This is a genomic window from Butyrivibrio sp. WCD2001, assembly GCF_000424485.1.
In the GTDB taxonomy this organism is placed as follows: domain Bacteria; phylum Bacillota; class Clostridia; order Lachnospirales; family Lachnospiraceae; genus Butyrivibrio.
Genome location: NZ_AUJZ01000009.1, coordinates 17,854 through 31,067, shown reverse-complemented (window position 1 = coordinate 31,067; position 13,214 = coordinate 17,854). Strand labels below are relative to the sequence as shown.

Below are 13,214 nucleotides of genomic sequence, written 5' to 3'. Positions count from 1 at the left end.
CCATACAATTGAATGTATGGATGACTTAATTTACGAAAATCCTCTGTTTGTTTTTACATATATAATTATACGTTATATGGCGCACATCACTCCTGCCTGAGAGCTTCGATAGGATCCATCTTCGCCGCTCTTCTCGCGGGATAAATTCCAAAGAACAGTCCATCGGCTATCGAAATCGCAACAACCATAAGGACGTTCATCGGACTGATTACAGGCGGGAACGACATGAAATTCTCCGCAATTTTTGTAAACAGAAAGCCCATAAGCATTCCGATCATTCCGCCTATCAGTGTAATGATCGCAGACTCTGTCAGGAACTGTATCAGAATGTATGAGGTTCTGGCTCCGAGAGATTTCCTGATTCCGATTTCTCTGGTTCTCTCTGTAACCGTAACCGTCATGATATTCATAACGCCGATTCCACCGACTACGAGCGAAATTGCAGCGATGAGAGCAACTACAAGTGTCACAACATCAAGAATACTGGTATATGCTCCTGCAATGCTCGCAAAAGACTGAATCTGTACTGCTCCTTCGCCTCGAAGCTCAAGCATATTTTCGGTTACACTTTTTACTTTAAGAGCTGTCTCGTCCGCCATCCCCGGATTGGTATAAATCTTAAAGCTTGTAATCTTATCCCCGGCAAGCCCGAATCTTCCGGTCAAAAGAGCATACGGTACATAAATTGAGCAGTAGTAATAGGCCTCTTCTTTTTTCTTTATAGCTTCCTTTGCAGATTCAATGTCTTCATCACTGCTCTTTGCAACGCCGACTATCATCAGATCAACACTCTTGGCCCCGATGTCGACCGTAAATGTCTTATCAACAACATCATCCGTCCTGAACAAAAGGAGAGCATCCTGCTGAGAAATTACACATACTGCCGTTCCGGCTTCCGCCTCGTCATCCCTAAAGAATCTTCCGGCATGCATTCCTTTCGTCTCTTCATGCGAAATATCCGCAGTTCCGCCGGTAATTCCAAGTTGCCTGTCATCCTTACCATCGTTATAGGTTCCGTCCGAGCTGATGGTCAATGTTATTCCCTGCATCTCCGGAACAGCATCCTTTATCCTTTCAAGATCTTCCGGTTCCAGATATCTGTCGGTTTTCTTTGGATCTAGATTGATTGTTACTCCGCCGCTTGATATCTCATCAAGACTGCTGTTTACAAAGACCTTCATTCCGTTACCTATTGAAAGTATTGTTATAACAGAGGATATACCGATAAAGATACCAAGCATGGTAAGGAAGGTTCTTCCTTTATTCTGTTTTATACTGGAAAATGCGCTTTTTATGTATTCCAATTCTTACCCTCATCCGTCAGCTTCGCTGACACCTTCCCCCAAGGGAAGGCATCTATCAATTCCTTGCAAGTGCGTCTATCGGCTTAAGTTTTGCTGCTTTTCTTGCCGGATAGATGCCGAAAAAGATTCCTATCATCATAGAAAAGAGCGTTGCTCCTATTACAATTTTGAAGTCTATTACAGGTTCAAGATCAAGAAGTATGCATCCTACATAAGCACCCGCTATTCCAACGATGACGCCCACGATTCCGCCCATCAGGGAGATGATAGCGGATTCAGCCAGGAACTGGATCAGAATAGCCTTTGTTCTTGCACCGATTGATTTTCTTATACCTATCTCTCTTGTTCTCTCAGTCACAGTAACAAGCATGATATTCATAACACCTATACCGCCGACCAGAAGGGATATGGCCGCAACCAGTGAAATAAATGCTGTTATCGCTCCCATAATAGAGTCTACCTGGCCTGATACATCTGACATACTCATGTAATAAACCGCGTCCTGTCCGCGAAGTCCAAGTCTGTTCTCAACAAAGCGAACAATACTTTTAACAATAGTACCGGGCTGAGTATTATCCCAATATATCTCGACAGTATGGAATTCAGAGATGTCCTTACCAAAAGCTCTGGCATAGGTTGTTAGCGGCATCTCAATCATAGCTGTATAGGAGTCGGTTTCCATATCAATCATCTTGGAAATCATCTCGCTCCAGTTTTCTCTTATTCCGATAACCTCCAGCTCGATAGAACTGCCACCAACGGTTAATTCAAAAGTTTTACCAAGTGCATCGGCTGTTCCGAAAAGATGCACCGCATCATTTTTCATCATGACGCAGACTCTTGCTCCCTGATCCACCTGATCATCGGTAAAGTAGGTTCCCGTCTCAAGCTTGGTCAGTGTGGATTTCTGATAATCAGATCCGGCAGCAGTGATAAGCGTATCATAAGCACCTCTTGGTCCTGAAGAAACGCCGTATTCATTGTCATAAAATGTCGCACTGACCCCGGGGAAGTTGTCCTTGATTTCTCTTATATCGTCGTTATTAAATCCCCTGTCCGCAACCGACATATCAAGATATATATCCGCAACGTTTCCGCCTATAGCATCAACCTCGTTTCCTACATATCTTGCCATTCCGTTTCCTATGGTAAGCGCCGCTATGACCGAAGCAATTCCGATTATGATTCCCAGCATCGTAAGAGCTGTTCGCATCTTATTGCCAAGAATATTTTTTATGGCACTTTCTAAATATTCAAAAAATGTATCCATTACTCGCTCATCTCGATGACTTTGGTTCCTTCGACAAGGGTTGTGGGATCGGTGGTAACGATGGTATCACCCTCGCTGACACCTTCCTTTATCTCTGCATCTGTACTGGTGGTAAGTCCCAGAGTAACAGGCTGTCTCTTAAGAATTCCGTTATCAATAACAAATACGAAATCACCCTCAGAATCAGTTCCGATGTACTCATAAGGAAGGACAAGAACGCCCTCTGCCTTCTCGGTGTGAATCTTATTAGTTGCTTCTACTCCGAGAATAATGCTGTCATCGGGATTCTTTATCTTAATTTTGCCATCAACAACAGGAACTCCGCTTGCGTTATTCTTAGCTGTTCCGGAAATCTGTGTCACTTCGCCTTCGTACTCATTGCCGTTAATCGTGACATCCACCTTCTGTCCCTTCTTGATCTTACTAAGATCTGACTTTGAAATCTGGATATCAACTCTGACATCATCGGTACTTTCGATAGTCATGATTTTGGTTCCGGGAGCAACTGTTGAACCCTCGTTTGCACCAATCTCTGTTACTACTCCTGAAAAATCAGCTTTAATTCCGCCCTCTGCCTCTTCAATGTCAGTGATGGTATTTGTACTCTCTAGCTCCGCAAGCTCTCTCTGAGCTGCAAGTGAGCTCTTTTCACCTGAAGTAAGAGCACTCATCTCAGCGGATGACTGCTCGGAAAGATCCTGCTTTTCTTCATTCAGGGCAGTTATCTGTCTGTTCCACTCCTGAATCTCCGGATCGTTTGACAGCGCATACTGGACATCGGAAATGGCATCCTGAATCTCTAGTGCCATCTGGCTCTCGCCGTCCTCTGTTCTTCTCTCATTAGGTGCTTCGTTTTTCTGTGCAGCATCATAGCTGTCTGAAACCCTGTTCTGATCAACGTCCTGGCTTACCTTCTGAAGGTCTGTCAGAGTCTGATTCATTCTGGAAGTCTTCTCTGTAATCTTGTCATTGATTGCATCTATCTCATTTGTAATCTCGTCAAGACGATTGTTTATATCGTGAATGCTTCTTCCTTCAAGAACATCAGTCGCCTTATTGTTCTTTTCGATGCTTCCGCTGTAGCTGCCGTTTGCCTGCTGAAGATTGAGCTCAGCCTGCTTCTTTGTCTTTTCAAGATCAGCTTCATCATAGGTATAAATAACATCGCCCTTATTGACCCTGTCACCTTCCGACAAACTAAGTGTTCCGATCGGTGCCTGAAGCTTCGCGTAATAGCTCTTTGTCTCGTCAGATGCAACATTTCCGCTGATTGAAACGATGACTTCGATGTCTCCCTTTCCGACTGTAGCAGTTGTGACCGGCGTAGGAGCATTTTTTGCCTTTATATTATTGAAAACCACCCAGCCGACAATCAGCACTATAAGTCCCAGAACGATAAACTTCACAAAGCCCTTCCTCTTACCGGGAGTATAGCTTGGCGTGTCTTCTTTCACAGCATAAGTCTTGGTTTCCTGCGAAACTTCTGCCTTTACATCCTTTGCCGCATCTACCTTAGCTTCTCCATTTACTTCCTGTGTGTCCTTTGAATTCTTCTTTTTCCCCAAAACCAAATTCATAATTACTTGTCTCCTCGTAGTCTAAAAACAAAGCCTTTCATGTTACAAAGTAAAATTCTCGTTTATCTCATCCTTTGCGATTTTTCCGTCGCTTATGGTTATAATCCTCTTAGCCTGTGCCGCAATTCCCGGGTCATGGGTGATAAGTATCACCGTTCTGCCCTCGGCATACAGATTTTTAATAGTAGCAATAATCTCTCTGCTGGAACCACTGTCAAGGTTACCTGTAGGCTCATCCGCAAGAAGTATCGGCGGCGCCTGCGCTATCGCCCTTGCTATAGCAACTCTCTGCTGCTGACCTCCTGAAAGCTCCGCAGGTTTGTGCGTCATACGCTTCCCAAGACCAACATGTTCCAAAGCTGCTACAGACAACTCGCGTCTTTTTCTCTTGGGAACACCTCTGTACATAAGCGGCAGCTCAACATTTTCAAGCGCAGTAAGTGACTGAATCAGATTAAATCCCTGGAAGATAAATCCTATCTCCCTGTTTCTGACATCTGACTGTTCATCGTCACTCATATGGGAAACATCCATTCCATGGAGCAGATATCTCCCACTTGTAGGTGTATCAAGACACCCAAGCATATTCATCAGTGTAGATTTTCCGGAACCGGATTGACCGATTATGGCCACGAATTCCCCTTCTTCTATTGTAAGGCTCACATGATCAAGAGCCCTGACTTCATTCTCCCCGGGATTATAAATCTTGCATATATCCCGTACCTCAACTAACGCAGGCATTACTCCTCCCCTTTGCTTAATTGGACTGTTCAAAAAACTTTTTACATAGCAAGGTTAAAATAAACCATCTACCATAGTATATAACGAAACAACTTCTATTGTATCTTCATTTATTAAAAAATAAATGATCTTTTTTCCTGATTTCAAGGGTAAATTTATCATATATATAAATACAGACCGAAATGTACACTTATTTCGGTCTGTTTTACACTTAAAAATATTTTCCCAAAATATGAGAAATAATTACTTAGCAAGAAGCATCATGATATCATTACTTCTCTGAACGAACTTAGTCATGGACTCAGCGTCGAGAGGTGCATTCTGGATGCGGGCAAGGTCATAGAGCTGCTCGCAGATTGTGCTTACGTTCTCACCGTCCTCGTTGTCCATAACATATTTAACAAGAGGATGGTTAGCATTGAGGATAAGAGTCTGGCCGCCCATACCAAAGTCGCCCATCATCATTCCGTTTGCTGCATACATCTTCATCATATCCTGCATACGGCGGGTATCCTCAGATACAGTGAGCATTGAAGAAATCTTCTTATCCTTGAGCTTTTCAACCTTAACAACAAGCTGTTCGTTCTTAAGAGCCTTCTTCATCTTCTCGCCGATGTTCTTCTCGATCTCCTCGAATTCTTTCTCAGCCTTCTTGGATGTTCTGCTCTTAAAGGTATCTGTAAGATCAGCATCGATTCTCTGGAATCTGATGTCCTGATTCTTGGACTCAAGCTGCTGAATAAAAGGCACATCTATGTTGTGATTTAAGATGAATGCATCCATCTTCTGAGCCTTGAACATGTTGATGTACTGGCTCTGCTGCTGTTCGTCTGTTACATAGTAAATGGTGCGGGGTTCCTTTTCCTCGTCTTTCTTGTCATCGGCCTTGTCAGCTCCGTCTCCGCTTACTGTATTGCCATTCTCATCTACTACTTCAGCTTCTACTGTATTACCGTTCTCATCCTTAGCTTCCTCAGCTGCGGCAGCCTCCTCAGCCTCCTTGTTGATCTGGAGTGCTTCGGGAAGTGTGAGATATTTTCCATCAAGGTTCTTGAAGAGGATGTAGTCATTCATCTTCTCGCAGAACTTGTCGTCCTTGAGGCAGCCATACTTGATGAAAGGAGAAATGTCCTCCCAGTACTTATCATAGTTTTCCTTATCTGTCTTGCAGAGACCTGCAAGCTTCTCAGCTACCTTCTTGGAGATGTAGTCTGAAATCTTCTTTACAAAACCGTCGTTCTGAAGTGCACTTCTTGAAACATTAAGAGGCAGATCAGGGCAATCGATAACACCCTTAAGGAGCATCAAGTACTCAGGGATTACTTCCTTGATATTGTCAGCGATGAATACCTGGTTATTGTAAAGCTTGATTACGCCCTCAGCTGACTCGAACTCCATGTTGATCTTAGGGAAGTAGAGGATACCCTTTAAGTTGAAAGGATAGTCCATGTTAAGGTGAATCCAGAAAAGAGGCTCCTTGTAATCGCGGAACACCTTTCTGTAGAATTCCTTGTACTCATCATCGGTGCAATCCTTGGGAGTCTTTCCCCAGAGAGGATGTGTATCATTAAGGAGCTGAGGTCTCCTCTTGATCTTGAGTTTCTTCTCCTCTTCCTTTTTCTCCTCTGAAGTCTCGCCATCTTTAGCTTCTTCCTTCTTCTCAGGCTCGATGACTTCGATTACAACATCATCATCGCGCTTCTCGGATTCCTTGATGGTCTCTGTGCCTTCCTCGTTCTCTCTTGAAAGGTAAATCTCATAAGGCATGAATGAGCAGTATTTCTCGATTACTTCTCGAGCCTTGTACTCATTGCAGAACTCAAGGCAGTCATCTGAAAGGTGAAGAGTAATAACTGTACCTACGTCCTCCTTATCTCCATCCTTCATCTCGAAGTCTGAACCGCCGTCGCAGGTCCAGTGTACTGAAGCCGCATCTTCCTTATATGAACGAGTATCGATCTCAACATAATCAGATACCATGAAGGTTGAGTAGAAACCAAGTCCAAAGTGTCCGATAATCTGGTCTGCATTTGCCTTATCCTTGTACTTGTTAAGGAAGTCTGTAGCACCTGAAAAAGCTACCTGGTTGATGTACTCTTCAACCTCTTCAGCTGTCATACCGATACCGTTATCAATAATCTTTATTGTCTTATCCTTATCGTTAAGAACAACGTCAACACGGGGTTTAAAGCCATCGGGAAGTGTATACTCTCCCATCATGTCCATCTTCTTGATCTTTGTGATCGCGTCACATGCGTTGGAAATAACCTCACGATAGAATATGTCGTGGTCTGAATACAGCCACTTTTTGATTATAGGGAACATATTCTCTGAGTTGATTGAAAGATTACCTTTTTTCTCCATTGTAGTGCCTCCATTACTATCGCGAAGCGGGATGAAAACCGGCCCCTCCGCGTTTTTTATTAAAATATTATTGCGGCGTGTTCTACTAAATATAGAATACCCACAAATATGAGTTTAAGACTGTGAGAGACAAAAGTCAATAAAAAATTAGCACTCAATTGAAGTGAGTGCTAATAAACGGTTAATTCACGAATTGAAGGTGTATATTGCATAATATACTGCTACGGAAGTATAATTATTATATACTTCTACAGAAGTACTTTTGTGGTTTTAGGAGATTATTTTTATGGAGATGACTATATATCACGGTTCTGTGCAAGTTGTAAATAAGCCTGTTTTCGGCTATGGGAGAGATGACAATGACTATGGCAGAGGCTTTTACTGTGCAGAAGATCCTGAGCTCGCCAGGGAATGGGCAGCAATAACTGATAAAGGAGGATTCTTAAACACATATCGTCTCAATACTGAAGGTCTTAAGATCCTGCGATTGCTGAGTCCTGATTTTCATATTTTAAACTGGCTCGCCATTTTGCTTGCCAATAGAAAAATAAGATATTCAAGTCCTATAGAAAAAAGAGGCGCGGAATATATACTTGATAATTATCTTCCCAATACAAAATCTGCTGATGTTATCATCGGCTATAGGGCTGATGACTCCTACTTTTCTTTCTCGAGAGCATTCCTCAGTAATACCATAACGCTAGAGCAGCTCTCATATGCCATGAAATATGGTGATCTTGGCAAGCAGGTTGTGCTAATGAGCAAAAGAGCATTCGACAGCATCACCTTTTGGGAAGCCGCACCTGTCAACGGACTTATATACGCGCCAAAGCGTATAAAGCGCGATGCTGACGCCAGAGAATCATATCAGAAATTGTTGGGAAAGGAACAAACTGAAGGTATCTATTTAAATGAAATTATACAGAAAGGAATAAGCGATGAACAGCTGCGCATACTCTGAGTTATATTTACATGATGCCATGAGTAATCTTGGCGAGCTTGTAGAATACTTGGTTGAAGCAACTCCCGATATCAAGCCTGACGATTTTTTTCAGATGATGATTATCAGCGGCTTTGCTGAACGTTTTGAAAAGGGCGATCCCATGGTTGTCAGCGGAATGTCCGGCACTGAGCTTCATCACAGAGTTTTGGAGACCTGCGGATTCTCTGACAGAACCTGGCCTGAGCCTCTTATTCGCTTCGATACCGGGGTGGATTACTGGTGCGGATACATTCTTGCCTACTATCAATGGAAGAAAAATATCAGTTTTGCCAGAATATTTGAATCCCTAAATTACGAGAAGCTGGCAAAACTATATAACACAGGCCATACCACCTCAGACGACCACGCATTGCTTTTGATAGAAAATGTCTCATCTTCCGTTGCAAGCAAAACAGTAACACGAATCCAGGCATACAGAAAACTCATAGGTTTGTCCCAAAAAGCTCTGGCGGATGCTTCCGGTGTGAACCTGCGAACCCTTCAGCAATACGAGATACGCGATAAGGATATAAATAAAGCCTCAGCAGAAAAGGTCCTCTCTATGGCAAGAGTATTGAAGTGTAGACCTGAGGACTTAATGGAAAAGTGAATTTCTACTAGGTTATCAACTGAATATTCATTTCTATCATTTAATTACTAAAAAAAGTTCCCGAATATAAGTTTTTAGGCTTACATCCGGGAACAACCTGTAATTTTAGTATTTATAGTATTTTTTTATCTTACACTTCTTCACTTTTGTTTTCATATTTTTATTATCATAAAAAGTTCCGGTAATCTTCGTATTTTTTATTGTGAATTTTTTACCTGAATAATTGCTTACATCTCCGCCAAAATTACATTTTATAATCTTTACATTTTTAGCACTCGCCATCTTGGGTTTAGATGGGTCTTTTATAGTTTGAAATGCAAAGTACCAATTAGATGTTCCCTGCTTTACACAAGTTACTTTGGTGTTTTTAATAGTAATATTCTTACATACTTCATCTGCTGGAATTTTTCCATTTACTGCATTGGGCTCTATATTTATGCCGCAACTTGGTTGAGCACCCTTGGCCTTCAAAATCTTGCAACTATCTATAGTTACATTATCTGCATCAACTATAGCTATATTGTTTCTTCTGTTATTTGAAATCGTACAATTGGTAATGGATACTCCATCACATCCATAAAGACTATCCTCAAGGTTCATGGATCCAAGATAAATACCATCTCCCCAGTTGTTACAAATTGTCATATCAGAGATGGTAACATTCTTACAATCTATTACTCCGATGCCATGTCCATCAGCTCCGGACTTTCCATTAGATGATCTATCTCCAGTGATCTTCCCGCCAGATATTTTGAATCCATCTGCTTTAACACTTATAACGCAGTATTCACCGATAGTAGTCGGCTTCACCTTTAGTTCCGTTCCTTGGGCAAGTTGGAATGATATGTTTGGCTTAGTAATATTAATTCCAACACCGTAGCCGTCGAAATCCAAAATATTTATGTCATATGTTCCGGAATCAAAAACAATAGTCCCACCACCGGATCCTATTGTTTCGGAGATAAAGTTATTAATATCAGCCGTATCAGACTTGTTATCATCAGGCTTGATTCCATAATCAGAAAGCTTATAAGTGTTTTCCGCCTTAACCTCTCCTGCAGGTATAGATACCGCAAGCATAGGAACCGCAACAACTGCCGCCATTACCAAAGATACAAATTTCGTTCTAACCCTCATAAGAAACCTCCTTAGGAAATAACGTTGTTATTATAATATTAACAGAGGCGCATATAATGCGCCTCTTAAATAATTATGAAATTTAATATACGTTTCATTCAGAAAAATGTTTGCGATAGATATCGAAAAAATCGCTGCCACCGCCATCGGATGTTTCTGCTATATGAATTTTATCGTACAAGCCCTGGTTAAGTATCTTTGAAAGATCCGATGCAAAAGCATCATACTGCTGTCCAAATACTTCCCGCTTTCTCTCCTCAACAATCCTTACCTTGTTGGCCTCTGTTTCTTCCCTGTTGAAGGTACTTATACATTTCAATATAACGTATGAATCCTGAGCTTCAATTACCCCGCTTATCTCTCCGTTATCAAGGTTAAACGCTGCAGTCTCAATTTCGGAATCCACATCGCCCTTACCTATGGAAACAGTTCCCTCCTCAGCCTCATTATATTTTTCCATGAGAACGCTGAAGTCTGTTCCCTCTCCCAGTTCTCTTTGTATCTGAAGTGCGGTGTTTCTGACCGCTTCCTTCTCAGCGCCCTCGAGCGGAATTTTATCTCCCTTGGAATCAAGCTTCCAGGTATTAAGCACTATCTGCTCAACCGTAATGGTTCTGGCTTCGTCGTCACTTATCTCGGGATTGATGTCTCTTATAATGTAGTTATAGAGCTTATCCGCGGTGGCATACTCTGTGTACATCGCCGTCAAAGTCGCTTCGTCTATATCTCCCATCATCTTCTTTTCATCATCGCTGAGTGAAGATAAATACTCGGAAGCGGCCACTGCTGCAGTACTGATTTCGGATTCCGTGAGTTCAATTCCTTTCTCCAAAGCGAGAAGATTCATTGCTTTTATCTGAGATATTGCAACAAGGCACTTATCCTTAACATAGCTCTCCATGCTGCCGTTGCCTATGTTCACATTCCAGATTTCACTGCCAAAGCCTTTTTCATAAGTCTTCTGAGAATTATAAAGGTACACCAAAAACTCAGACTCCAGGCATGATTTGTCCTCTATTCTGAAGAGCTCATTTTCCTTAAAACCTGTGGTAAATACAACTCTGGTATTATCAAGGGCAGCGCATCCTGTCAGTGAAAAGGTCATAGCCGCAGCCATCGCAATTGCCACAGCAGTTTTCCGGATTCTGTATATTCTGTTTTTCATAATATTTCTGTTATCTCCGGTCACGACTTTTCGCATCATTTAAGTTTATTAAGAATACTCCTTGCCACTTTAAGTCCGTTAGCACTAGCCTGCTGAAGGCCTCTTGTTATTCCGGCTCCGTCACCGATTGCACGAAGGTGTCCGATGCTGGTCTCAAAGTCCTTGTTCACGATTACCTTGTTGGAATAGAACTTAACCTCAACACCGTAAAGTAGTGTCTCTTCGGAGGCAATTCCGGGAGTGACCTTATCAAGCGCCTGAATCATTTCATCAAGGTCAACCATGATTCTGTGCGGGAAAACAAGAGAAAGATCTCCGGGAACCGCATCCTTAAGTGTGGGAATCAGGTTGTTTCTTGCAAGTCTCTCATCGGTTGTTCTTCTGCCTCTTCTGAAATCTCCGTAAGTCTGAACAAGAATTTTGCCGTCGCAAAGCATATTTGCAAGCTCCGCAATTTTCCTTCCATATTCAATAGGAGTCTTGAAGGGCTTGGTGAAATTCTTGGAAACAAGCAGCGCAAAGTTGGTATTGTCTGTCTTGTAATCACTGCTCTTATAAGCATGTCCGTTTACTACCGCAAGTCCGCCCTCATAATACTCAGTCGCAACCTCTCCGGAAGGATTGGTACAGAAGGTTCTGACTTTGTCATCAAAGGTAGGTGTGTGGAAGATGAGCTTAGCCTCATACAGATTTTCATTCAAAAATTGCATAACCTCATCTCTGACTTCGACGCGGACGCCCACATCAACCGTTCCGGGCTTGGTCTCAATGCCGATCTTATCGCACACTGAATGAAACCAGTCAGCGCCCTCACGTCCAACTGCCGATACGATTTCCTTTGCATTTACAACGGTGCCGTCATGAGTCTTTACACCGGTGGCAATGCCGTCTTCCACAAGGATCTCTTCAACCATTGTATTGAACACAAGCTCCACGCCTTTTTCCTCAAGGTGCTCCTGGAGCTTCTTATAAATCTTATAGCCTTCCTCGGTGCCGAGATGTCTGATGGGACACTCTACGAGTTTAAGGTTGGCATTGATCGCCTTCCTTCTGATCTCGCGAATCTCCTCAGCCTTATCTATGCCGTATACACTCTTATCTGCACCGAATTTCAGATATATGTCATCAGATTCCTTGATGAGAGCCGTTGCCTCGTCATAACCAAGAATGTCGGGAAGCGTTCCACCTACATCAGGTGAAAGAGATAATTTTCCATCGGAAAAAGCACCTGCTCCGGCGAAGCCTGTGGTTATAGAGCAGGGTTTGCATCCCATACACTTTCCTGTTTTTCTCTTGGGGCACTCTCTTTTTTCAATGGATCTGCCCTTTTCAATAATCATTACTTTTAAATCCGGGCGCTTTTCAATGAGCTCGTAAGCGCAGAAAATTCCGCCGGGCCCCGCACCAATTATGAGTACGTCTACTTCTTTGTTTGTCATAAAAAAACCTTTCTAAAATACATTTCCCCTCATCCGTCAGCTAACGTTGACACCTTCCTCCAGTGGGGGAAGGCATAGGGATAAGAATGGCTGCCACAAAACTGTAGCAGCCATTAGTCCGTTTGATCACATGTTTTTTAAAAAGTTACCGTCTGAAAATTATTTGGTAGCTTTTTTAGCCGGAGCCTTTTTAGCTGTAGTTTTCTTTGCAGCAGGCTTCTTTGTTGCTGCTTTCTTTGCAGGAGCCTTCTTGGCAGGAGTCTTCTTTGCAGGAGCCTTCTTACCAAAGTCCTTTAAGAGCTCTGCCTTTCTGAGATCGCCCTCAGCACTGATTTTTCCTGAAAGATGCGCATTAACAAAATCTGTCTTGCCGTCAAGAATGTCCATAAGATCAGCAGCTGATGTATACACAAGAATGTCACGATCAAAATACTCATAAGGCTCAACATTCAGCTTACCGTTATCGATCTCAACATAGAAAGCGCCTTCGCCCTCACCGGAAATATTGAACTGGTAAGCAGCATGCTCTTTAACATCGCTGACATCAACATCCTTAAGTGCATCTTTTACCTTTGCTACTACTTCTTCGTAAGTCATTTTCTCCTCCACTTCATAAAAAACTTTT

11 protein-coding genes are annotated in these 13,214 nt (G+C 42.5%); 2 read left to right on the top strand and 9 right to left on the bottom strand.

The window, feature by feature from the left end:
- Positions 1–86: 86 nt before the first annotated feature.
- From G630_RS0109955 to htpG, 5 genes are all read right to left on the bottom strand, one after another.
- Positions 87–1,304: an ABC transporter permease gene (locus G630_RS0109955; protein ID WP_026498481.1), complete on the bottom strand. Its 1,218-nt coding sequence runs from the start codon at positions 1,302–1,304 to the stop codon at positions 87–89.
- A gap of 55 nt (positions 1,305–1,359) precedes the next feature.
- Positions 1,360–2,574, bottom strand: coding sequence for an ABC transporter permease (locus tag G630_RS0109950; RefSeq protein WP_026498480.1), 1,215 nt, complete (start codon positions 2,572–2,574; stop codon positions 1,360–1,362).
- Complete coding sequence (locus tag G630_RS0109945) at positions 2,574–4,151, bottom strand: efflux RND transporter periplasmic adaptor subunit (protein ID WP_026498479.1); 1,578 nt, start codon at positions 4,149–4,151, stop codon at positions 2,574–2,576. The genes G630_RS0109950 and G630_RS0109945 overlap by 1 nt, the downstream gene beginning before the upstream one ends.
- A 42-nt stretch (positions 4,152–4,193) precedes the next feature.
- Positions 4,194–4,892, bottom strand: coding sequence for an ABC transporter ATP-binding protein (locus G630_RS0109940; RefSeq protein WP_022760491.1), 699 nt, complete (start codon positions 4,890–4,892; stop codon positions 4,194–4,196).
- Positions 4,893–5,135: 243 nt separating this feature from the next.
- Entirely contained in the window at positions 5,136–7,256 is a 2,121-nt protein-coding gene (gene htpG / locus G630_RS0109935; RefSeq protein WP_022760490.1) for a molecular chaperone HtpG, read from the bottom strand.
- A 286-nt stretch (positions 7,257–7,542) separates the two neighbouring features.
- Here htpG and G630_RS0109930 point away from each other — a divergent pair, with 286 nt between their 5' ends.
- Together G630_RS0109930 and G630_RS0109925 are read left to right on the top strand one after the other, a co-directional pair.
- A complete protein-coding gene (locus tag G630_RS0109930) occupies positions 7,543–8,217 on the top strand; it encodes a DUF3990 domain-containing protein (protein WP_026498478.1) in 675 nt (224 codons plus the stop codon).
- Positions 8,195–8,848 carry a helix-turn-helix domain-containing protein gene (locus G630_RS0109925; protein WP_026498477.1) on the top strand — a complete coding sequence of 218 codons (654 nt, stop codon included), beginning with the start codon at positions 8,195–8,197 and terminating at the stop codon, positions 8,846–8,848. The genes G630_RS0109930 and G630_RS0109925 overlap by 23 nt, the downstream gene beginning before the upstream one ends.
- A 105-nt stretch (positions 8,849–8,953) precedes the next feature.
- Here G630_RS0109925 and G630_RS0109920 read toward each other — a convergent pair whose 3' ends face one another.
- The 4 genes from G630_RS0109920 to G630_RS0109905 form a co-directional block, all read right to left on the bottom strand.
- Entirely contained in the window at positions 8,954–9,985 is a 1,032-nt protein-coding gene (locus tag G630_RS0109920; protein ID WP_026498476.1) for a DUF3737 family protein, read from the bottom strand.
- Between the two features lie 94 nt (positions 9,986–10,079).
- Positions 10,080–11,150 (bottom strand): peptidylprolyl isomerase, encoded by a 1,071-nt coding sequence (locus G630_RS0109915; protein WP_044959091.1) that lies wholly within the window; start codon positions 11,148–11,150, stop codon positions 10,080–10,082.
- A gap of 35 nt (positions 11,151–11,185) precedes the next feature.
- Positions 11,186–12,589, bottom strand: a complete 1,404-nt coding sequence (locus G630_RS0109910) for an NAD(P)/FAD-dependent oxidoreductase (protein ID WP_022760485.1) — start codon at positions 12,587–12,589, stop codon at positions 11,186–11,188.
- A gap of 159 nt (positions 12,590–12,748) precedes the next feature.
- Complete coding sequence (locus G630_RS0109905) at positions 12,749–13,186, bottom strand: SCP2 sterol-binding domain-containing protein (RefSeq protein ID WP_026498474.1); 438 nt, start codon at positions 13,184–13,186, stop codon at positions 12,749–12,751.
- Positions 13,187–13,214: the final 28 nt, after the last annotated feature.

Bases quoted from the DNA above. Each gene is read 5' to 3' on its own strand.
- G630_RS0109950 (WP_026498480.1), bottom strand. From the start codon at position 2,574: ATGGATACATTTTTTGAATATTTAGAAAGTGCCATAAAAAATATTCTT.
- G630_RS0109945 (WP_026498479.1), bottom strand. From the start codon at position 4,151: ATGAATTTGGTTTTGGGGAAAAAGAAGAATTCAAAGGACACACAGGAA.
- G630_RS0109940 (WP_022760491.1), bottom strand. From the start codon at position 4,892: ATGCCTGCGTTAGTTGAGGTACGGGATATATGCAAGATTTATAATCCC.
- htpG (WP_022760490.1), bottom strand. From the start codon at position 7,256: ATGGAGAAAAAAGGTAATCTTTCAATCAACTCAGAGAATATGTTCCCT.
- G630_RS0109930 (WP_026498478.1), top strand. From the start codon at position 7,543: ATGGAGATGACTATATATCACGGTTCTGTGCAAGTTGTAAATAAGCCT.
- G630_RS0109925 (WP_026498477.1), top strand. From the start codon at position 8,195: ATGAACAGCTGCGCATACTCTGAGTTATATTTACATGATGCCATGAGT.
- G630_RS0109920 (WP_026498476.1), bottom strand. From the start codon at position 9,985: ATGAGGGTTAGAACGAAATTTGTATCTTTGGTAATGGCGGCAGTTGTT.
- G630_RS0109915 (WP_044959091.1), bottom strand. From the start codon at position 11,150: ATGAAAAACAGAATATACAGAATCCGGAAAACTGCTGTGGCAATTGCG.
- G630_RS0109910 (WP_022760485.1), bottom strand. From the start codon at position 12,589: ATGACAAACAAAGAAGTAGACGTACTCATAATTGGTGCGGGGCCCGGC.
- G630_RS0109905 (WP_026498474.1), bottom strand. From the start codon at position 13,186: ATGACTTACGAAGAAGTAGTAGCAAAGGTAAAAGATGCACTTAAGGAT.